This is a genomic window from Pseudoalteromonas sp. MMG012 (assembly GCF_018100875.1).
Classification (GTDB): domain Bacteria; phylum Pseudomonadota; class Gammaproteobacteria; order Enterobacterales; family Alteromonadaceae; genus Pseudoalteromonas; species Pseudoalteromonas aurantia.
In genome coordinates this window covers 20,603-40,404 of sequence record NZ_JAGJEF010000044.1, presented here as the reverse complement: position 1 = coordinate 40,404, position 19,802 = coordinate 20,603, and the positions used below count along the sequence as shown (strand labels likewise).

22 protein-coding genes are annotated in these 19,802 nt (G+C 40.4%); 4 read left to right on the top strand and 18 right to left on the bottom strand.

The features are described from left to right. The first annotated feature begins 176 nt into the window (after window positions 1-176). Both J8L97_RS14640 and J8L97_RS14635 read left to right on the top strand, forming a co-directional pair. Window positions 177-632, top strand: a complete 456-nt coding sequence (locus J8L97_RS14640; RefSeq protein WP_247688688.1) for a short chain dehydrogenase — start codon at window positions 177-179, stop codon at window positions 630-632. Between the two features lie 26 nt (window positions 633-658). Further along, a complete protein-coding gene (locus tag J8L97_RS14635; protein ID WP_211050671.1) occupies window positions 659-1,396 on the top strand; it encodes an ABC transporter substrate-binding protein in 738 nt (245 codons plus the stop codon). Window positions 1,397-1,877: 481 nt separating this feature from the next. Here the strand turns inward: J8L97_RS14635 and J8L97_RS14630 are convergent, their stop codons facing one another. Genes J8L97_RS14630 through J8L97_RS14590 form a run of 9 tightly spaced genes read right to left on the bottom strand, consistent with a single transcriptional unit; the run spans window position 1,878 to window position 8,783 of the window. Beyond that, window positions 1,878-3,014 carry a phage minor head protein gene (locus tag J8L97_RS14630; protein WP_211050668.1) on the bottom strand — a complete coding sequence of 379 codons (1,137 nt, stop codon included), beginning with the start codon at window positions 3,012-3,014 and terminating at the stop codon, window positions 1,878-1,880. Between the two features lie 7 nt (window positions 3,015-3,021). Further along, on the bottom strand, window positions 3,022-3,552 hold the full coding sequence (locus J8L97_RS14625) for a hypothetical protein (protein ID WP_211050666.1): 531 nt from the start codon (window positions 3,550-3,552) through the stop codon (window positions 3,022-3,024). 7 nt (window positions 3,553-3,559) lie between these two features. Beyond that, on the bottom strand, window positions 3,560-4,174 hold the full coding sequence (locus J8L97_RS14620) for a DUF3164 family protein (protein ID WP_211050664.1): 615 nt from the start codon (window positions 4,172-4,174) through the stop codon (window positions 3,560-3,562). 4 nt (window positions 4,175-4,178) lie between these two features. After that, the gene (locus tag J8L97_RS14615) at window positions 4,179-5,654 is read right to left on the bottom strand and encodes a DUF935 family protein (RefSeq protein ID WP_211050662.1); all 1,476 of its coding nucleotides are present in this window, start codon (window positions 5,652-5,654) and stop codon (window positions 4,179-4,181) included. Then, window positions 5,647-7,386, bottom strand: a complete 1,740-nt coding sequence (locus J8L97_RS14610) for a hypothetical protein (protein ID WP_211050660.1) — start codon at window positions 7,384-7,386, stop codon at window positions 5,647-5,649. The genes J8L97_RS14615 and J8L97_RS14610 overlap by 8 nt, the downstream gene beginning before the upstream one ends. After that, window positions 7,386-7,889, bottom strand: a complete 504-nt coding sequence (locus J8L97_RS14605) for a DUF1804 family protein (RefSeq protein WP_211050658.1) — start codon at window positions 7,887-7,889, stop codon at window positions 7,386-7,388. Before J8L97_RS14605 ends, J8L97_RS14610 begins: the two co-directional genes overlap by 1 nt. Window positions 7,890-7,894: 5 nt before the next feature. Next, window positions 7,895-8,143: a hypothetical protein gene (locus J8L97_RS14600; RefSeq protein ID WP_211050656.1), complete on the bottom strand. Its 249-nt coding sequence runs from the start codon at window positions 8,141-8,143 to the stop codon at window positions 7,895-7,897. Beyond that, complete coding sequence (locus J8L97_RS14595; protein WP_211050654.1) at window positions 8,140-8,556, bottom strand: glycoside hydrolase family protein; 417 nt, start codon at window positions 8,554-8,556, stop codon at window positions 8,140-8,142. Before J8L97_RS14595 ends, J8L97_RS14600 begins: the two co-directional genes overlap by 4 nt. Further along, window positions 8,553-8,783, bottom strand: a complete 231-nt coding sequence (locus J8L97_RS14590) for a hypothetical protein (RefSeq protein WP_210998268.1) — start codon at window positions 8,781-8,783, stop codon at window positions 8,553-8,555. Before J8L97_RS14590 ends, J8L97_RS14595 begins: the two co-directional genes overlap by 4 nt. A gap of 304 nt (window positions 8,784-9,087) precedes the next feature. On the opposite strand from J8L97_RS14590, the gene J8L97_RS14585 reads away from it, so the two are divergent. After that, window positions 9,088-9,825: a hypothetical protein gene (locus tag J8L97_RS14585; protein ID WP_211050652.1), complete on the top strand. Its 738-nt coding sequence runs from the start codon at window positions 9,088-9,090 to the stop codon at window positions 9,823-9,825. 430 nt (window positions 9,826-10,255) lie between these two features. Here the strand turns inward: J8L97_RS14585 and J8L97_RS14580 are convergent, their stop codons facing one another. Both J8L97_RS14580 and J8L97_RS14575 read right to left on the bottom strand, forming a co-directional pair. Further along, window positions 10,256-10,444 carry a hypothetical protein gene (locus J8L97_RS14580; RefSeq protein WP_211050650.1) on the bottom strand — a complete coding sequence of 63 codons (189 nt, stop codon included), beginning with the start codon at window positions 10,442-10,444 and terminating at the stop codon, window positions 10,256-10,258. Next, on the bottom strand, window positions 10,437-10,604 hold the full coding sequence (locus J8L97_RS14575; protein WP_211050648.1) for a hypothetical protein: 168 nt from the start codon (window positions 10,602-10,604) through the stop codon (window positions 10,437-10,439). The genes J8L97_RS14580 and J8L97_RS14575 overlap by 8 nt, the downstream gene beginning before the upstream one ends. A gap of 410 nt (window positions 10,605-11,014) precedes the next feature. On the opposite strand from J8L97_RS14575, the gene J8L97_RS14570 reads away from it, so the two are divergent. Further along, on the top strand, window positions 11,015-11,557 hold the full coding sequence (locus J8L97_RS14570; RefSeq protein ID WP_211050647.1) for a hypothetical protein: 543 nt from the start codon (window positions 11,015-11,017) through the stop codon (window positions 11,555-11,557). A gap of 295 nt (window positions 11,558-11,852) precedes the next feature. Here the strand turns inward: J8L97_RS14570 and J8L97_RS14565 are convergent, their stop codons facing one another. From J8L97_RS14565 to seqA, 7 genes are all read right to left on the bottom strand, one after another. Next, entirely contained in the window at window positions 11,853-12,041 is a 189-nt protein-coding gene (locus J8L97_RS14565; protein WP_211050646.1) for a hypothetical protein, read from the bottom strand. Window positions 12,042-12,334: 293 nt separating this feature from the next. Beyond that, window positions 12,335-13,897, bottom strand: coding sequence for a dihydrolipoyllysine-residue acetyltransferase (locus J8L97_RS14560; RefSeq protein ID WP_211050645.1), 1,563 nt, complete (start codon window positions 13,895-13,897; stop codon window positions 12,335-12,337). A gap of 9 nt (window positions 13,898-13,906) precedes the next feature. Further along, on the bottom strand, window positions 13,907-14,884 hold the full coding sequence (locus J8L97_RS14555; RefSeq protein WP_192507574.1) for an alpha-ketoacid dehydrogenase subunit beta: 978 nt from the start codon (window positions 14,882-14,884) through the stop codon (window positions 13,907-13,909). Beyond that, window positions 14,884-16,101, bottom strand: coding sequence for a thiamine pyrophosphate-dependent dehydrogenase E1 component subunit alpha (locus tag J8L97_RS14550; RefSeq protein ID WP_192507575.1), 1,218 nt, complete (start codon window positions 16,099-16,101; stop codon window positions 14,884-14,886). The genes J8L97_RS14555 and J8L97_RS14550 overlap by 1 nt, the downstream gene beginning before the upstream one ends. A 260-nt stretch (window positions 16,102-16,361) precedes the next feature. After that, complete coding sequence (astE, locus tag J8L97_RS14545) at window positions 16,362-17,396, bottom strand: succinylglutamate desuccinylase (RefSeq protein ID WP_211050644.1); 1,035 nt, start codon at window positions 17,394-17,396, stop codon at window positions 16,362-16,364. 125 nt (window positions 17,397-17,521) lie between these two features. Continuing rightward, a complete protein-coding gene (pgm, locus tag J8L97_RS14540) occupies window positions 17,522-19,159 on the bottom strand; it encodes a phosphoglucomutase (alpha-D-glucose-1,6-bisphosphate-dependent) (RefSeq protein WP_211050643.1) in 1,638 nt (545 codons plus the stop codon). A gap of 10 nt (window positions 19,160-19,169) precedes the next feature. Next, window positions 19,170-19,712, bottom strand: coding sequence for a replication initiation negative regulator SeqA (gene seqA, locus J8L97_RS14535; protein ID WP_192507578.1), 543 nt, complete (start codon window positions 19,710-19,712; stop codon window positions 19,170-19,172). Window positions 19,713-19,802: the final 90 nt, after the last annotated feature.

Here is a 19,802-nt window from a genome sequence, read left to right as displayed (position 1 = left end):
AATATCAATCACATACTATAAAAGAGAAAGCTAATGAAAATTCTATTAATTGGTGGTACAGGCCTAATTGGTAAATCTGTAGCCAAATATCTTGAAACCAGTAATGAACTGATAGCAGCAGGTATACAGATGGCGATGTAAGAGTAGACTTTGGTAGTAAGGTTTCAATTCAGAGTATGTTTAAACATGTTGGCAACGTCGATGCTGTTGTTTGTACCGCTGGTGTTGCAAATTTTGGAGCTTTTGATCAACTACCAGATGACGAATATGAACTTGCACTTAGTAACAAACTGATGGGTCAGGTGAATTTAGTACGATTTGGCCGGAATTATATTAATGATGGCGGCTCAGTCACGTTGACGTCAGGTATATTATCACGTGAACCCATGCGCGGCAGTGTTGCTGTGAGTATGGTTAATGGCGCATTAGAGAGTTTTGTGAAAGCAGCTGCATTAGAGCTAGAAGAGATACGACTGAATATTGTATCGCCAATTTTTGTTAAAGAAACGATGGCGATGATGGGAATGGACACTGATGCAGGGCTATCGGCAAGTGATACTGCCAAAGCTTACGTGTCAGCAGTAGAGGGTTCAATGCATGGAACTACGTTGAATACTCCCGATTATATTTAGATAACTAAGCTCATAGGAAGAACATAATGACAAGACTAATTACGACTTTAATCACCTTAATACTCATAATGCCAAATGTATTAGCGAGTACTATAGAAACACGATCATTAGATGAGCTATATGCAGAAGCGGTTAAGGAGGGCGGTCAACTGATACTTCGAGCTGGGGGGGATAAGGATGATCAAGCAGATTATTATCTAGATATGTTCAAAAAGCGTTTTCCCAAGATGAAATTGACGCACAGTGTTGACTTAAGTTTTTACCATGCATCTCGCTATGATAATGCACTAGAAAGCTCAGCAGATATAAATATCCCTGATGTAATACAGCTTCAAACATTACATGATTTTGACTATTACAGCGAGCGGGGATTACTTGAATCATATAAACCCAAAAATTGGGAGAAAATATATCCCGACTATAAAGATCCTCATGGACATTGGGTTGGCTTATTCGGTGTAGCATTTACCAATGTATTCAACAACAAAATTATTGCAGAAGATAAAGCTCCTCGTGATGCTTTGGATTATTTAAATCCCGCATTAAAAGGAAAGGTCATTTTAACCTATCCACATACTGATGATGCTGTGCTATATCAATTTTGGAATCTAAAAGAGCAGTATGGATGGGAGTATTTAGAAAAGCTGGTTGCAACAAACCCGACTTGGGTACGTGGAACTTCTATGCCGTATGTCGCGATCAATAATGGTTGGTACGGTGCCAGCTTTACAACATCTTGGGCGTTTGTACCTTGGCCAAAATAGTAAGAAGCCATAAATAATATGAATGGTGTATCCCATAAAAATGTCCGATACTGTCTAGTATTGGACATTTAATACGTAAATCATTCGCTTAATAAAAATCAAAATACCAGTATATTATAATAATAGTTAACATCCTATAATTTATATTATGTTAAATAATGTGAATCGCTGTAAGTGTAAGTGTAAGGGGTCGTTCATTTCTAGATTTAATTGTAAGGGGTCGTTCATTTCTAGATTTAATGAGGAACTGATATTTTAGATTTGATTGCTCTGAAGCCCCTATTAACTAAGGACTTCGCCTAGACTAACTCTAAAATCATTACAAATCAAATTACGTTTGTTTTTAGACAAAACCCGCTCATTTTGACTCATTCCACGATCATTCCTGCTCATTATACGTTTAGAATTAGATCACAATCGTTCACTTTAAAACGTGTTTAAAGCGAGTTTAAATAACGTTTAAACCCAGTTTTAACACCCTTTAAAGTTTCTCTACGGCAACCACACGATTAAAATCAGCCATCACTTGAATTGTGATCAGCGCACTGTCAGTTGTTAGCTTTAATACACTTTGATTATAGGCCGCTGAACTTGCTTGCTGAATTAACTGCATTAAGTTCGCTGTTTGTTCAAATCCAATTGCCGCCAACGACACACTTATCATCGCGTCATCGATGACCACCAAGGTACTGTGATCTAAAGCTGACTTGGCAATAACTTTATCAACCGCGTTGTTATTCAAGTGCCCGACTATCAATTTTGCACCATCATCTAACTGTCGTCCTAAAGCTTGTTTAGCAGCTGTTGTTGCTATGTGCTTTTTAAAATGTGACTCACCAGTATTCACCGCATCATTAAACTTTGGGATCAACACATCTCTAATGTGTTTGTCTTGCTTATAGAGTGTTTTGCCTGCAGATATGTCACCACCAAGCCATGCTTTGCCTGGATTATAGTCCCAACCCAAATCAATGCCTGGCAAACGTTGTAATTCTTCACCTGTGTTAGCGTCAACTTCTGTGAAGTACTTAGTGTGTTCTTTTAATGCGTTTTCAGGTGTGACCGTTAAACCTTGGCGATTTATCTCGGCTTCACTCAGGTTTACAACCTTGCACCGGCACAGCCAGCCATTTGGCGGATAATGGGTATGCCAGAAATTATGTTCAATTGGCAATAAAATGTAATTCCACTTGCCATGTTGCGGCCTTACGCGTTGATCACCCGCTGTTAAATATAATAAATATGGCCGACGCGCTTTTACCCGTTGTTGTTGTTCCCAACGGCCAGCTGCTCGTGCCGTATTTTTGTTATTACGATAAATCGTTTTAGTTCGCCAGCCTCGTTTGCCATTGTATGACCAACCATGCTTAGCAACTATGTCATCAAAGCGTTTTCTAAATGCTGCTAGTGTTTCTCCATCTTCTATGGCATGCGTCACAGCTTTATGTAAATCACCAAGTAATTCAGTATTTGTTGCGCCTGCAACGGTAAATGCGCGCGCATGAATATGGCCCCGTAAATCTTTGTATGACTCGGTGGGTATTTGGATCTTCTGCTTAAAGTGGGAAATGGCCTCGTCAAACTGAATGAGTTGGCCATACTTGGGAGAAATTGGCATAAGCGCCCTACTTAAATTTGCTTAATAAGCTGTTGGTTTTATGCTTTGACCCTTGGCTTGACCCATAGAAAAAGTTAAACATGCCACCCAGTGCCGTCGCTAAAATAAAGCCCAGTGCAGTATCTGCAAATCGTTCTGATCCTGCAGGTATTTCTATAAACGTTACCGCTGCTATATATAAAGACGAACTGACCGCCCAAAACCACGAAAATTTATAGATAAAGCGCTTTGACTCGTTATCATCTTGTTCAAGTGCCGCTTTTTGCATATCACGAGCACTGTTTACATTCTTAAAAGCGATTTCTTCTAAATGCTGTTCTTTATTAAGCAGCGCTGTACGAAATTGATATTGCAGCTCGGTGCTTTTACTCATTTTATCAATCACGGTTTCGGTATCTTGAACACCAGTGAGCGTTTGCGCCATATCAACCAATTTTGTGGCCACATCACCACCGTTATCGCCATCAATCCAACGGCCAATTTTATCGTCTAAGCCTGTAAGTTTTGCTATTCCAATAGCTATGGTTAATGGGTCCATTATCACCTCACAGTTTTGCAATGTCTAAAGAAATAGCAACGTCGTTCCCTTGAGTATCTTGCTTATAAAAACGAATGAATCGACAACTATCTATCGTGGTCACAGACTCAGCAATAATATCCATAGCTTGTAGCCATTTACCTGATTCATCGCTTATTTCTAATTTACGTAAACTTAGAATACGTTGAGGATTAAGCGTTCCTTGTTTATCTGTAGAAAAAACCTTATTCACAATTGCTTTAATGTTTTCGTTACCATCTTTCGTCCACTCAGCGATGCATTGATCAATAAGTTCTTTAGCAAGTTGTAGCTCTGGGCCAAGCTCAATACGTTCTTGGTTTTGGATTTTGACTGCCAATGTATTGTCAAAAGTTCTTAAATTCACATTGCCTTTTTTACCCCCCAAATTAACATCATAATCTTGAGCCAATAGCTCTATAAAATTATCTGCTTCTTCCATCTGCATGCGCTTGAAGTTCGTTAGTTCAGCCTGCTGTTTCTCAGCGAGCGCTATCGCTTTTTTCACAAACTCATCTTTAATTAAATCAGTTTGCTTTATATTTACTATGGCAACTAAATTGCCTTTGCCATCTTTCATGTAACCATCTGGGGTATCGTTCATTTCGTCATTCCTCTAATTTCACTTCATTCATCCCTTGCAAAAACTCAAGCTCAAACGCTGAAGCTGCAACTTCAGCGAGTGCGTTATTGGTTATGCCAGGGAATGTGTTTTTAATGCTGTTCTGTAACTCTGTGAGCGATTCGGCTTGCTGTGCAAACTGCCAAATCTGTTCGATTTGGTCGCTTGTTGCTTGGTCGAACTCATCAAATGTAGACACGTCTGTATCGGTATTATCGTTAGCCGCAAAATCTTGTTTTGCAGCGCTGGCAATACCTGCGCCATCGTCCTGTACTTCTAATATTTTCTGGCCGTCTTGGGGCTTGGGAATACCCAGCGTGTTATAAGCGTGATCCTCTGTGACAGGCACAAGCTTTGCGCTTTCACGAACAACGCTTACCGCATCTAAATTGATGTCTTTTTTGTCACGCCAAATGTATTTAGGGGGCTCGCCACCTTCAAAGTTTATTTGGTGAATGGCTTCTAATATTTGGTTTCTATACCCAGATACAAGCGCCCTATCTGCTCGTTGATTTTCACCTGCGCGTTTAGCATGGGTTTCACTGGCAGCCCTTGCCCCGCCTTGCTTTTGTTCTGTTGCTAAGGTTTGGCTAGTGAGCGCTTTGCTCATTTCTGAATTACATAAATTAATAAGCTGTAGCTGTACGGGCTCACCGCTCATTTTGCTTTCTAATATTTCCATTGAGGTGTCGTCAGGTATAACCGCCACACCGTCACTAATGAGCTTAACGAGCCCACTCATGAGCTCTTCTATTTGCCCATCAGGGGTTCCAACGGGGTGTTTACCTATAGGAAAAGGCACCCCAAAACGCTCACACAACTGCACAAAAAACTTAAAGCCACCGTGTTTAAACGTCCATGGCCAAAAGCAACTGCTTAATAGTGGAATACCATACGGGTTTTTGCTGCTGGGCATATGTCGAACACAGGTCCAACGGGCATGTTCAGTGCGTTCGCCTTGTGGGTTTTCTTTGGTTTTAACCAGTAGTTCGTGGTCACTGTTAAACACAAAACGACTGGCAGGCCAGCTGTCGATGCTCGATGGCAACCATTGGTTATTGGCCTTTTCATACTTGCCCAAATGCGTAACCGAATAACCGTGCAAAATGGCGCTGTAGTTGTGCCAATCTAGGTCTAGCCACTGGGTATTTACACGGGGCCTGCGGGCAAAAAGCTGCTGTGCTAACTCATAACTTTTTTGGCTTGCCGCATCATCGCCGCCTGGTACCAGCTCTGCATTGAATGCAAACATACCTGAGCGCAGTGAACGTAGCTCACCAATAACATGGGGGTCGCGCGTTATCTCATCATAAATCAGCGCGCTTTTACCTGCTTTGCGTAGTACTGGATCAGGGTTGGGCAACTCTGTCATCATCGCAAGCATGTTCGGGTCTGTTGCGCTCATGTTGAACAGCTTTTGCAGCTTTCTATAGTTCTTGTAGCTTAAATGTGGCTTAGACATGGTAGCCCTCAATATTCTTGATTACTTTGGTACTGCGAGGCTTGGGTAAACCACCCGCACCGGTGCTTGAAATCATCCACAAAATAGAAAGTGCGCAGCTCAAATCGTAATGGTGCATGCTTTGTTTATCGGGCCAGTTTTCTAACTCGTCTTGAAGTAATCGGCATTTAGTGTGCAGTGCAATTTGCGCTGGGGTATTGGTTACAAAAGGCTCAAGAGCTTCTATTCGTTCTTCTTGTGCCACGGTGGCTGTCACGCCTCTAAGAGGTAATGCAACATTCTGCTCAAGGCCGCGTTTTATATAGTCTTGGCGCATGTATTCAAACGCGGTGTTGTTCTCAAACCCCCACACTAAGCAGTTAAACTCACGCTGCATGCGTATCAAATCATTCAGTAACTTACTGGCTCCACGTACTTTGCGGCTTTCATGCTCTACGTGCAGCTTTTGCAGTTCTCTGCAGTAAAAGCCAACTAGCAAAGCACTGGGGTCGGCACTGGCTGTTTTACCCATGCTTGGGTCGCATGCGCCATACGGTACCCAAAGGCTTAAGCGGTTTACCCAAAATTCAAATTGAAAAAATATTTGCTCTTCATCGCTTTTAGCTATGCCCTGCATTTCTCGGTTGAATTCGCGCTTGTTTGCGGCCCACATACACATCAAATCGTACAGGGTTCGCACGCTCGGCCAGCTGGTTGTTGAGCCTTTGCTCATTTGCTTTTTGTTTTTTAACCAAAACTTAAAACTGGGTTTATCATGGGTGGCAACGGCATTGCCTTTTTTAGCTTCGCGCTTTTCAAAGTCTTTGTCTTTATGCAGCATCAGCTCACGGCATTGCTCCCATAAATCCATGCGTTCAGGGAATTGTGCAATGGCTTTAAACTTATGCACGATATGACCAGGTGCAGACTCAGCCCGTGAGATTGGGTCGTCATTGTTGAGTACGGTGTTAACGCCTAAGAATTTCACAGAGCCATCAGGTGGCCCAAGGTATTGCACGCCCGCCTCTAAAAAGCGCCAGCGTGTGTCTCGTTCGGTGGCCGATTTGGCCTCTTTGTCTGTTAAAATATCATCAGATAAAAGCAGTTTTGGCCTGCTTGCGCCATGGAATGCGCCCCTAACCGCTTGGTCTGCGCCACGCCCTTCAAATCTAACCCCTTGTGCTGTTACAAACTCGCCAATTTTCCACGTGCTGGACGCTGCACACACTTCAGGAAAGTCTAGCGACAAGTTGTTATTGTTAAGCAGCTCGGTTTTAACCACTTCCAAAGTTTTTGCAGGCATCTTGGTTTCAGCACCAAACAAAATCACAAAGTCGATAAAGAGATCAGGCTTTTTAATTCCAAGTTCTGCACATACTTCATCGTCTTGTAATAGGGCCAATACAGCGAGATAAAGCGGAGCTATTTTTACCGCGAGGGTGCTTTTACCCTCACCTCGTGGGGCCACAAACCAGTTTTTCCAGCCATTGGGTAACGCTATGGCATTGGGGAACCACTTCATAAAGTAATCTTGAAACTCACTTGCCTTTTGGTCGTCATCCAACCACATATGGTGGGGAAAATACGTATAAACAAAAAATGTAAAGTCGCCGTTTAGCACCCGTTTTCTGTGCGCTGAAATTGCCTCGGGGCTTGGGTCAATATTACGCTCTTTGGCTTCTATATCACGGCGCAAAGTAGCTGCTATGTCGTCGAGTTCTTTTAAAAACTCTTTTGAATTCATATCGGCCATTAGTCGTCTAGCTCTTTGTCTAAACGTGGGCCAAATGCTTGTAAAATAACAATCAGTGCAGGGGTAAAGTCGGGGTTATGCGTCGATACAAACTTTGCCAGTTTCTTAAGCACATCTGCAGCAATTGCGCGCTTTTCTAGGCGCTTATTACCGCCACTGACTTTCATGACTTTGCTCATCATGTCAGTGAGTGAGTTCAGTGTTTTGGTACGCTGCTCAAGCGTAAGCTCATCGCTTTGTTGTTTAAGTAAAGTGAATGTCTCGTTGACTTGTATTGTGAACTCTTCGATGAAATCTTGGGTAAATTCGCCTGCGGGCCCTTCTGATTTACGTGATGCTGCGCGGGCTAAATCCCAGTCGTCGCCATCCGCTTTGGCTTCTGCTTTCCAGCGCCGTGCTGTGCCTTCAGACACGTTATTTTTTATTGCCGCGACAGTCAGCGCTAACAGCTCGTTTACGTAGCTATCACGTACCGCATGTTTTATATCGGGTGAATGGGCCATACTTACTACCCTCCGCCTGTTTTTAACAGTTCTACCGCCATGGCAACAAGTAGCCCTGCGCCACCGCCAAAGCCCGCTATTTTTATGCGATTATTTGTTACATGGGTTTCAACCTTTTCAACACGGGCTTCTAAACCATCTACGCGTTTAGTTAGGTCTGTTTTAATGTCGGTCACTTCTTTTAAAATCGCGGTTTGTGTCGCTTGTATTTGGCCGATACTCAGAAAAAGTTGGTTTTCTTGCTCTGGGGTCATAGCTGCCACTCCCCGCTTGCCATTTGCTCGGCCAGTTCGTCAGCACGAGCACCTACCTGTGAGGCCCAGCGGCTATTGAGCATTTCAACTGCGGCGGTTTCCCATTTACCCGCTTCAACTGCTGCGATGGTTTTTTTGAAATTAAGAAGCCCAGCAATACCAAGGTTAAACGCCATGTTTATGAGTACGGCTTTGCGAGCGGGGTTACACTTTGATGTGTCGATATTGCTTTTTACTTGCTCTGTAAACGCGGTTATGTCATTGCGCAGTAAATACAGAGCTTCGTCTTCGGTTATGCCTCTGTCTTCTAAGTTGCGGCCATAGCCAATGGTTTGTTTATTCTGCGAGCAAAGATAAACCGTGGTCACACACCCTTCGTGCTGTTTTAATTGTTGTTCTAGTTTTTCCATCATTCAGACCTGTGCTTTAGTTTGTTTTTAACTTGCACAAAGCAATCAGGCACAGTTTTGGGTGGTTTCTCAGCACGCTTTTTGGCTAATAGCGCTTTCACACTATTACGTAGCAACTGTAAATATCGTGGCTCACACAATGCCGCAATCGCTTGTTTTTCTTCTCGCGTATTTGCAGCAACAATGTATTCAGCCAACACCCACACAGGCAATGATTTTGCTTTGCTCATGGGGCTATTTTGGCGTGCTAACTATATGAGGGGTATATGTAAACTAGTTTGCAAAGGTGGGAGTGAATTCACTAAAATAGGCTAAATTAAAAATAGCTTGGATGCAAGAACTGGTGATTGGAACGAGAACATCACAAAGAACTTCAATGGCAGTTATGAATGAGAAACAGTCGTTCGTAAGCATTCAGTTTATTTTTTTAGCCGCATGATTTAATATGCTTATCAATTATTTAAAGTGAAATCGTTTTTATAAACCTCTACCTTTTAAGGTAGGCTCCCGCTAATCTGCTTTTCAAGGAAGCTCATGAGCAAAGTCAAAATTAAGTTAGTAACTATTGGGCATATGCCTTTAAATTTCAGCACTGCGAAAATAAAAAAGTGGAAATCTTCTACCTTTGAAATTGTAGAAGATTTTGATAGTTTTACTCTTAACTGTGATTCTGACGGTTATAACTGGGAGTTTTCTGATCAGCTTGTAAAAGAACAATTACCTGTGAAATTTAATGGGGACTTCATGATCGCTATTGTTAATGTGCCAATTGAAAATAATTGGTACTCTCGAAGATTAGGTAATAATCAAGTTGTATTTACTTTTCATGAAATCAAAGAAATTCTAGAGCACTCAAATATCCCTTTAGAAAACGTAATTTACCGTATTCTTTATGCTTACACCTTATTGTATCGTCGTGCCGGAGATAAGATTCCAGATTTTTGTGACGTAACTGGGTATACACACGACGAAACTCGTGGTTGTTTATTTGACATGAATGGCATAAAAACAGATCTTATTGCTTCGTGCCATAAACCAATTATTTGCAATGAATGCCAAGTAAAATTAAGTAATGAAAGAGTGTCAAAATCATATATAGACTCTTCAAAAAAAGAAATAAAAAGAATCAGAAAAGATCTATATTTCATAATCCTAGGATGGGTGAAAAAGCACCCGGTATTAGCTCTAGTACTTTCAAGTCTATTAGCTATTACTTTAGGTGTAACGAGCTCTTTAATTGCCTCTTGTATTCTAACCTTGTTTAAACCGTAGAATTAGTCATAATGTTGATTCTGAGTAGTACACGTTGAACAATTTAGCATCTAAAAATGTAAAATCTATCAATAATTTGGGTCAAAAAAAGACTCTGTTTTATATTTGTTAAAAAATCTGTAGTCTCGTTATGTGTAGGAGTGAGCATTGGCTTTTATATGCATTGGTTTCGTAACTTTGATTCTTACTTACCACGCTCAAATTAAAACGGGTGATAAGTGGAATAGCTTTTTAGTTTACGTATTTTCTGTTGCAACGTATTTATGCGCTTTATTTTTGAAGGACATCGAAACTGAAAGTGAGGTGTTAAGTCTTATTTATAGTATTTTCGCGATTTTTTTTATGGCTTCAACGCTATTCGTTACTTTGGCAATAAAGCCAGATAAGTTTAGATGAATAATCATAGCAAGAGAATAAAACCCAATTAACATCAATCAGGTTTAATTCTCTTAGCCTCTTCAAGCTCTTTCTCTAGTTCAAAGAGCGGTAATCCAAGGCGTTTACGTTGTTTGATATGGTTGCTCAACATGTTAATACCTGCTTTGAGCATCCACGGTTTTGGCTTGCTGCCACCGCTTAACTGTAAAGCGGTGAGCAGCACAAAGTTGTTTTTATCCATTTGGTTTGGCTGGGGCGATAGACTCGCCGCCATTTCTACCGATAGCTGTGTCTATACAACGTGGTTCGATAGCTTGTTTAGGCGAGCAACTAACATGGCCCAGTACATAGCCAAGTGTGACTAACCCAATAACAACCAGTTGTTTCATTGCTAAATTCATAACTTAAACTCCATTTGCTGTTCACGGTAAACTTCGCTTGCTTCATACGCGTTGTACTCGTGTAGAATTTTGTTTATCCATTGTCGAGTGATCTTAAAGCGCTTTACCAGCTATTGAATGGTTGTGCCTTTAGCTACTTCATCCACAATGGTTTGATTACGTACTTGAGCGAGTACTTTGTTGAGCATGGGCACTTGATATTGCTGCTCTGCATAGCGTGATAATGCCATGCACATATCCATACCAAACACTTTTATGAGTTCACAGTTTTGCGTGGGGTGCTTGGGTATATAAAACATTGAATTTAATTTAAAAAAATTTAATCATAGGGTCTAAAAATAATTGGCTGATGTCAGACTCATGATTCGTTTGATTTCACTCATATAAAATTTGGATTGCTTTGTTATATTATGAACATTAAATATATTTTTATTAGCATCATATCAGTACTTTCTTTGTCGATATGCTCTCACTTTTTTGCTATTGGCCAAAACTTAACTTGGATTGGATTCACCCAGCCGCAGGAGTTTATTTTATTATTGTTAAGGTTACTGTTTTTATCACTCATCGTTGAGCGTATTGTCGAATTGTATGTCATAGCTTACCGACAACCTGGAAAAATTAAACTCGTAAATAGAATTGATAATGGCAATAAAGATGAACGGATTGAAGCGACAGAATTATTAGCTAGCTACCGGGCAGAAACAACAAAACAAGCTGGCATTGTAGGGTTTTTAATAGGTTTAACCATGGGGCTAGTTGGAATACGTATTTTTTCAGATGTATTTTCTTTTTCGGGGATCCCTACACTACAGCTCATTTTGTTCAATGCATTTGAATTATTTACGATGGGTGCGCTAATGGCCGGTGGGTCAAAAGGAATTAATAAAATAGTTAGTGGTATTGAAGCTTTTGCAAGTATAGGAAAACGCAAGTCAGCGCATTCTGATTGAGCATTACCAGTTCTTTTGTGATGAAATATATGGTCATTTACATTATGTTAAAATGACCATGAACTTTAATTGGCAACGCTAAGGGTGAAATTACTTTCCAATTTTTTTAAATTTTAGTGGGCCTTTTTTTCCATCTGAGCTGTAATAGCCAACTAACTGCGTACCATCATTTGAAAGTGCCAAAGTATGAGTGCCTTCTGTAGTCCAACCTGGAATAGCTTGAGTCACCTTAACCTTATATTCTATCGTATTTCCTGAGCGACTTCCGATACCATACTCAACTAGGGGAAGACCTTTAAACTCTACGTAATGGGTTATATATAGCGTCTTTATCTTGGGATACAATCATGTGTCCATTTTTAAAATGTTCATTATTTACATCCTCCCAAAGACCATTAATATTTTTTGTCTGTGCTGCAGAAACAGAAAACACAGCTAGAAAAGTACTCACAAATAACAAGGTTAATGAATTGTATTTTTTCATCGCTAACTCCATAGCATAAGTATTCCAATAGATTGTGAGACAATGTAGCGTTTAATGAGCTTTATTTCAATTGAGAACGATTACAATATATTTAAAACACTTGCGGTCTTTGTTTATAACTGGATAGTTTCTGAAAGCATTGAAAATAAAAAACGAAATTTGTGATTAATAATATATAAAAATTATTATCGTAGCTATTAATTCAATATTTAAAAACCATAGATATAAAAATCCCCACAACTGTGGGGATTTAATGAGAATCGGTCACTATTGAAAGCGTGACAAAGTAGGTCTTAGCTCATTGCCATCATCATTTTGGCAGGATTTTCTAAGTAAGCTTTCCATAAGTTATTAAAGCGTGCGATTGTACCACCATCTATTACACGGTGATCGCCAGACCAGCTAACTTGCATTATTGAGCGTGATACGACATTACCTTGCTCATCGAAGCGCGGCAAATGTTGTAATTTACCCAGTGCAACAATGGCGACTTCCGGTTTATTAATGATAGGCGTTGCGATTGTGCCCCCAATTGCACCAATGTTTGAAATTGAAATCGTGCCACCTTTTAAATCATTTGGTGAGACTCGCCCTTCTCTTGCAGCATTGGTTAAACGAGTTACTTCTTGAGCAACATCAACAATTGATTTATTTTGGCACTGTTTAATGTTCGGGACTAATAAGCCAAGTTTAGAATCAACCGCCATGCCAATATTATGATCATCAAAATATGTTAGTTCAGTACAAGCATCATTCACTTGTGAGTTAACAATTGGAAACGCTTTAATTGCTAAAGACAATGCCTTAATGAAAAATGGCATCATGGTTAGCTTTATACCGTCTTTTGCATATTGCTCTTTCAAATCTTTCCGTAGAGCGATTATGTCAGTTAAATCAATTTCATCACTAAATGTAAAGTGCGGGATCGTTGAAACGGATGCGACCATTTGTTTCGCCATAGCCGCTTTCATGCCTCGAATTGGTTCAACGCGTGTGCTGTTTCCTATGATTTCAACTGATTTATTTACAATGTCAGTTTGGGTGTCGACCTTGTGATCCGATGTATTTACTGGTGCTTGCTCAGTATTACCTGATACAAAGCGAGCTATATCTTCTTTATAAACCCGTCCATTTTTACCCGAGCCTGGCACTAGGTTAATATCTAGGTCTCTTTCTTTTGCTAACCTTCTTACCGCAGGAGATGCAATCGCTTTGCCATTTGCAGCGAGTTGTGTTTTTACTGGTTCAGCAGCAGTTTTTATGTTTTCTGTTGGGGTCTGTGAAGTGACACTTTGACTTGAAGTTCCACCACTGTCACCTGCTAAACGCATTTGAAATAACGGGCTATGTACCTGTGCAATCTCACCTTTTTGGTAATAGAGCTTTTCAACAACTCCATCATATTTAGCCGGTATTTGGACCAATGCTTTGTCAGTCATAACATCGCACACAGCTTGATCTTCTTTAATCTCATCCCCTTGTGCAACAAGCCATTCGACAATTTCACATTCAACAATTCCTTCACCGATATCAGGTAAAATAAAATCTTCAAAATGTGTTGCTGAATTTACATTATCTTGCGTGTTATTTGCCGGAGAATCATTGACTGACTCCACGCCAGCAACTTCCATTGCAAAAAGTGGCTCATGTACCTTAGCGATTTCACCTTTAGCATAATGTAACGTTGTTATCACGCCATCATGTACAGCAGGAATTTGAACAAGTGCTTTATCTGTCATAACATCACAAATTGGCTGATCTTCTTTCACTTCATCACCGACAGCAACAAGCCATTCGACAACTTCGCACTCCACAATACCTTCACCAATATCAGGTAGAATAAATTCTTTAGCCATGATTACTCCTTAAAACTCTACAGACTTTTTAATTGCAGCAAATACTTTAAGCGCATCTGGCACATATTCTTTTTCTAACGCTAATGGATATGGCGTGTCGAGACCACACACTCTAGCGATAGGTGATTCTAAGTGTAAAAAACATGTTTCTTGAATCGTGGCTGCTATTTCTGCACCAAAGCCATTTGTGATTGGTGCTTCATGACTAATAATGAGTCTACCCGTTTTCACAACAGACTTAGCTATTGTGTCAACATCCCACGGTAGAATGCTACGCAAGTCAATGATCTCACAACTAACCCCTGCTTCTTCTGCCTTTTGAGCTGCTTGCTCGATAATCTCCATTTGGGCTCCCCATGCTAAAAGAGTGACATCTGTACCCTCTTTTACCACTTCAGCCTTGCCGATTTCGATACTGTAGTCTTCTTCAGGTACTTCGCCAATCGACGCACGATACAAACGTTTGGGTTCAAAGAAAATAACGGGGTTATCGTCTTGAATACATGCACGCAACAAACCTTTTGCTTGGTATGGATTACGTGGCACAACCAGTTTTAATCCTGGAGTATGGGCGAAATATGCTTCAGGTGATTGTGAATGATATAACCCTCCTGCGATACCACCACCATATGGTGTACGAATGGTCAAATTACCTACATCAAATTCATTGCCACTACGGTAGCGGAACTTGGCAGATTCATTGACGATTTGGTCAAATGCAGGGAAGATGTAATCAGCAAATTGGATCTCAGCTAATGCCGGTGCACCAAAAGCGGCCAAACCATTAGCAAAACCTAAGATACCCTGTTCCGTCAGTGGTGTATTGAACACACGGTGTTTACCATACTTCTCTTGTAAACCTGATGTGGCTCTGAAAACGCCACCAAAATGACCTACATCTTCACCAAAAATACACGCTTGGTTATGTTCAGCCATTGTAATATCGAGTGCCGAGTTAATGGCGTGTAACATGTTCATTTTAGCCATTATTTAATTCTCCCTGCGGTCACTGGATATGCTTCTGGATGTTGTTTTATGTGCTCTTTAAGTTCTTCGTATTGTTTTTGCAAAGCCGGTATCGGTTGATCATATACATCTGATACTAACTCTTCGAGCGCTGGCTTTTGAATTTTTTCTGCTACTTTTAATGCTGCTAAAATATCTTCTCTGATCTTATCTTTTTCAGCTTCATCTTCTTGTTCATTTAGCCACCCTTGTTTTAATAGCCATTTCTTGTAACGTTCAATTGGACAACTATCTTTAAATTCGGCTTCTTCTTCTTTACTACGATACCCAGATGGATCATCAGATGTTGAATGGGCACCTAAACGATAAGCGATAGACTCAATTAAAATGGGTTCACCATTTTCAACAGCCATTTTTCTAGCAGCTTGCGTTGCTGCAAACACTGCTAATGCATCACCGCCGTCCACTCGAATCGTTTTTATGCCGTAACCTACGCCGCGAGAGGCAATCCCGTCGCCTTTAAACTGCTCGTCGGCTGGGGTCGAAATTGCATAACCGTTGTTTCTTGCAAAGAATAATACCGGTGCCTCATGCACTGCGGCCATATTCAAACCTGCATGAAAGTCACCTTCAGACGCGGCGCCTTCGCCAAAATAACAAATGGTCAAATTATCAATCTCAGAACTAAGTTCACCGGTTTTAGGATCAATATGTTTTAGTTTCTGTCCATAGGCATACCCTGTTGCTTGTGGGATCTGGGTACCTAAAGGCGATGAAATAGTTAGGTAGTGTAATTCATTTGAGCCGTAATGAACGGGCATTTGACGCCCTTTACCCAAGTCTTTTTCGTTAGAGAAAAGCTGGTTCATAAACTGTTCTAGAGTGAAACCTCGGTATGCCAATGCTGCTTGTTCACGATACTGGGCCATGATCATGTCTTCTGGCTTAAGCGCAGCTGCACTTGCTGTAATTGCAGCTTCTTCTCCTAAGCACTGCATATAAAAACTCACTCGCCCTTGGCGCTGTGCAGCTTGCATACGCTCATCTAATAAACGAATAAAGCGCATGGTCGAATATAGGTTTAAAGCAGTTTCTTGATCGATATCAGGGGCTGTTGCGCCTTCTAATATCTCTCCATTTTCACCAAGTATTGTCAGTGTTGGAATATTTAGGGCATGGCTATCAATAAACTTCAGCGCATGACTGATATTTAGCGATATGTTATTGGGGTTAGTCATAACCTACCTTCTCTTGTTGTCGAAACACATTTGCAAACTATGAGACACCAATTTTTGAGCTTTGGAATATCTACACATTCGCGTTATTTCTTATACGAATAATCTGTGCGACAAATGCAAATTGATTAAATTAAAGCGACCTTCACTTTACGTTAACGTAAAGGGTTATTCAACTGATAGTAGGTGAATAACCCTTAATTTGCATTATATAAGTTGGAAAGTTTTCAATACGGAAATGAAAAACCTTTTATAACAATGAATTAAATGAACTTTTCATTTATTTCCATTGGAATAACAGTTAACAGTGCACGTTGACCTAGTGCAACTTTGGCATTTGGAAAGATTATAGCCTCACCCTCGACTTCCGCAAAATACTGTGTATCACCATCTGTAGCCAATAACGCATTTTTAGAAAAACCCGTGAAATTCACTGCGCTGTCAGGGAATGGGAAAGAAAATTCATCATGAGTTCGGTTTATTGTTCGATGAACTTGAAATAACTCAAAGTCCTGCGCATTAAAATCTCGATATTTCACTTCCTCTTGGCTAATTAATGCGGTCAATGTATCTTTGGTTTTTGCAAATCTAGCCATGTCATTTTCACCGAATGGTTTTACTTGCCCAAGTTCAACGGTAAAGGCATCGGCACCAAATTGAAATGATGAAAAATAACTAAAGGTTGTTGCTGCAGAACGCATTGTTAATACCGTATTTACGCCACAAGACAGTAAAAACTGTAATTGTTGTTTTTTCCATGGTTTGCCATGCAAATATGGATAGACCGCAAACTTTTCATTTTTAGAACCACGAATTGCCGTGTGCAAATCGTAATGGCAGCGGTAACGCCCTTCTTCTACACTGGTAAAGAAGTCAGTCACATAGGTTTCTAATTTTGCTGCTCGAACGCGCTCTGGGTTTGTGATCTCTCCCTTTGCATGTTCACCATTAAAGAGTCGATTTAAGTTTTCTTCAACAAATCGGTTAGCGATATTAATTGATTTCGGGTTACCATAAATAAACAATACTCGCTGTTTTAGTATGAGTTCGCCCTTTATGATCGATTGAATTAACTGATCACATATTTCGATGGGCGCTGTTTCATTACCATGTACCGCACTTGATAGAACAATATCCTTTGAGGTGTTGCCTTGGGGAGTAAACTGAATAACGCCTGTATCAAGTACTTCCACTAATGTGCCATTATCCAGCGTGAAATTGCTAGCCGGTAAGTCGAATTCATTTTCACGTGTTAGGGTTAAAAAATCCCCAGTTTTTTTTAATGCTTCAAGGTACATACAGCCACCTGTTATAATAATGTGAGAGTAAATACCCTTAATTAACCCGACTACAATGACGTCTGTCTGCTTATTTAAGGATACAAAAAAGCCATGCATCACGCATGGCTTCAAATAAAAATAAGTTAGCTAATAACAGAATCAACTAACTCTTTTGCTTCTTGCTCAAGCTGAGCCAGATGTGCTTCTCCTTTAAATGATTCAAGGTAGATTTTATATATATCTTCGGTACCTGAGGGGCGTGCAGCAAACCAGCCAAACTCAGTCACAACCTTTAAACCACCAATTGAGGCATTATTGCCAGGTGCGCGAGTTAAAATCTGGGTGATTTTATCACCGGCCAATATGTTCGCTGTTACGTCGCTTTCACTCAGGGCTTTCAGCCTATCTTTTTGAGCTGTGTCAGCTGGTGCGTCTATCCTTTTATATAGTGGCGCGCCAAATTTGGCCTCTAACTCTTTGTATCGCTGCGAAGGGGTTTTGCCAGTCACAGCCAATATTTCCGCTGCCAATAATCCAAGGATAAACCCATCCTTGTCGGTATTCCAAACGTCACCATTCAAACGCAAGAAAGACGCCCCGGCGCTTTCTTCCCCGCCAAACGCCAACCATTGCTTATTGAGTCCCTTAACAAACCACTTAAACCCAACAGGTACTTCATATACTTCATGATTATTGGCTTGTACTACTTTATCAATCATGCCTGAAGACACTAATGTCTTACCGATTTTAACGTCGCTTGGCCAGTCTCTGTGGTTTAATAAATAATCAATGGCAACGGCTAAAAAGTGATTTGGGTTCATTAACCCATCTTTGGTTACAATGCCATGGCGGTCATAGTCTGGGTCGTTACCTATGCCAATGTCAAAATCATCTTTAATAGCGATTAAATTAGCCATTGCAAAAGGGGATGAGCAATCCATACGAATTTTACCATCTTTGTCCAGTGGCATGAATCCAAATGCTGGGTCGACAACATTATTGACTACGGTTAGATTTAGGTCATATTTTTTAGCTATAATTGGCCAAAAGTTGATGCCAGATCCCCCAAGTGGGTCAACCCCAATGGTTATGCCTGCAGCAGCAATTGCCTTTAAGTTTATAATGTTCTCTAAGTCATCAATATACGGTGTCATTAAATCTTCGTATTTAATAAAGCCAGAACGTTTTGCTTTAGCATACGGGAATAGCTCTACTTCAACGAGATCTTCAATGAGTAATTGATTTGCTCTGTCTTCAATCCATTTCGTGACATCAGTATCAGCGGGCCCCCCATTCGGTGGGTTATATTTAAAGCCACCATCTTGGGGTGGATTATGTGACGGCGTGACAACAATCCCATCGGCTAACTCATTAGGGTGAGATTTATTGTAGGTGACAATCGCGTGGCTAATCACAGGTGTAGGCGTATAATCATCGTTATCTTGTGTAATAACTTGCACTTCGTTTGCGACTAATACTTCTATAGCTGAATTGAAGGCAGCTTCAGATAGTGCATGGGTATCTTTACCTAAAAATAATGGGCCAAAAATATTATTCGCTTTACGGTAGTCACAAATAGCCTGCGTTATTGCTAAAATATGCGATTCATTGAATTTGACATTGTAAGAGCACCCTCGATGCCCTGAAGTACCAAAAGCCACACACTGTTCTGGGTTTTGCTCTAGATCGGGTTCATTCAAATAATATGCAGACATCAATTTAGGGATGTTAACTAACTCTGATTGCGCAGCTTTTTTTCCTGCACCGGGATGAATTGCCATTAAGATTTCCTTATAGGTAGTCTCGGATAGTTTCAGCTTGTGCTTCATTATAACCTAGGCCAAGTGCAACCTCGTGAAGCATCATTTTTTTACGAGTTGTGTTTGAGTTGGTCATCACCCAATATTCACTGTCCAGAATATTTTTTGGGTTCATACTACTACCACTTTCAAGCAACGCTTCTTTGCTTGTCGCAAAGTAAATTCGATCTCGGCCTTTGATATCAAGTACTTTTTTAAACGCTGTTTTATGTGTACGATGTAAGGCACATAAAATAAACAAAAACCTGCCAACAACACCTTTTTGCATAGCAAGCTCTTCTTTATTTAAAATATTGAATACGTTAGCTGAAGATTCTGACACTTTAGTGACTGTGTCTTCGACCGCCACTTCAGTCGCTACTGGTTCCGCGTCATCTTCCGTAATCGATTGAATACTATTATCAGGAGTCAAATTTAATAAACGACGTAAGATTTGCGAGGCACTCTCACCAATACTTTGAGTGTTACTGGCAATATATTGATAAAGCTCGTCATCTATTTCTATTTTTTTCATGCTTTTCCTGTCATTACTGGTATTAATGCATCTAAAAATGATTATATCCTGATTTAACAGATTACTCTACGGCTTTGCATTTATGTCTTT

Excerpts from the sequence above, each read along its gene's own strand:
- J8L97_RS14640 (WP_247688688.1), top strand. The coding sequence starts at position 177 with ATGTTTAAACATGTTGGCAACGTCGATGCTGTTGTTTGTACCGCTGGT.
- J8L97_RS14635 (WP_211050671.1), top strand. The coding sequence starts at position 659 with ATGACAAGACTAATTACGACTTTAATCACCTTAATACTCATAATGCCA.
- J8L97_RS14630 (WP_211050668.1), bottom strand. The coding sequence starts at position 3,014 with ATGCCAATTTCTCCCAAGTATGGCCAACTCATTCAGTTTGACGAGGCC.
- J8L97_RS14625 (WP_211050666.1), bottom strand. The coding sequence starts at position 3,552 with ATGGACCCATTAACCATAGCTATTGGAATAGCAAAACTTACAGGCTTA.
- J8L97_RS14620 (WP_211050664.1), bottom strand. The coding sequence starts at position 4,174 with ATGAACGATACCCCAGATGGTTACATGAAAGATGGCAAAGGCAATTTA.
- J8L97_RS14615 (WP_211050662.1), bottom strand. The coding sequence starts at position 5,654 with ATGTCTAAGCCACATTTAAGCTACAAGAACTATAGAAAGCTGCAAAAG.
- J8L97_RS14610 (WP_211050660.1), bottom strand. The coding sequence starts at position 7,386 with ATGGCCGATATGAATTCAAAAGAGTTTTTAAAAGAACTCGACGACATA.
- J8L97_RS14605 (WP_211050658.1), bottom strand. The coding sequence starts at position 7,889 with ATGGCCCATTCACCCGATATAAAACATGCGGTACGTGATAGCTACGTA.
- J8L97_RS14600 (WP_211050656.1), bottom strand. The coding sequence starts at position 8,143 with ATGACCCCAGAGCAAGAAAACCAACTTTTTCTGAGTATCGGCCAAATA.
- J8L97_RS14595 (WP_211050654.1), bottom strand. The coding sequence starts at position 8,556 with ATGATGGAAAAACTAGAACAACAATTAAAACAGCACGAAGGGTGTGTG.
- J8L97_RS14590 (WP_210998268.1), bottom strand. The coding sequence starts at position 8,783 with ATGAGCAAAGCAAAATCATTGCCTGTGTGGGTGTTGGCTGAATACATT.
- J8L97_RS14585 (WP_211050652.1), top strand. The coding sequence starts at position 9,088 with ATGAGCAAAGTCAAAATTAAGTTAGTAACTATTGGGCATATGCCTTTA.
- J8L97_RS14580 (WP_211050650.1), bottom strand. The coding sequence starts at position 10,444 with ATGGATAAAAACAACTTTGTGCTGCTCACCGCTTTACAGTTAAGCGGT.
- J8L97_RS14575 (WP_211050648.1), bottom strand. The coding sequence starts at position 10,604 with ATGAATTTAGCAATGAAACAACTGGTTGTTATTGGGTTAGTCACACTT.
- J8L97_RS14570 (WP_211050647.1), top strand. The coding sequence starts at position 11,015 with ATGAACATTAAATATATTTTTATTAGCATCATATCAGTACTTTCTTTG.
- J8L97_RS14565 (WP_211050646.1), bottom strand. The coding sequence starts at position 12,041 with ATGAAAAAATACAATTCATTAACCTTGTTATTTGTGAGTACTTTTCTA.
- J8L97_RS14560 (WP_211050645.1), bottom strand. The coding sequence starts at position 13,897 with ATGGCTAAAGAATTTATTCTACCTGATATTGGTGAAGGTATTGTGGAG.
- J8L97_RS14555 (WP_192507574.1), bottom strand. The coding sequence starts at position 14,884 with ATGGCTAAAATGAACATGTTACACGCCATTAACTCGGCACTCGATATT.
- J8L97_RS14550 (WP_192507575.1), bottom strand. The coding sequence starts at position 16,101 with ATGACTAACCCCAATAACATATCGCTAAATATCAGTCATGCGCTGAAG.
- astE (WP_211050644.1), bottom strand. The coding sequence starts at position 17,396 with ATGTACCTTGAAGCATTAAAAAAAACTGGGGATTTTTTAACCCTAACA.
- pgm (WP_211050643.1), bottom strand. The coding sequence starts at position 19,159 with ATGGCAATTCATCCCGGTGCAGGAAAAAAAGCTGCGCAATCAGAGTTA.
- seqA (WP_192507578.1), bottom strand. The coding sequence starts at position 19,712 with ATGAAAAAAATAGAAATAGATGACGAGCTTTATCAATATATTGCCAGT.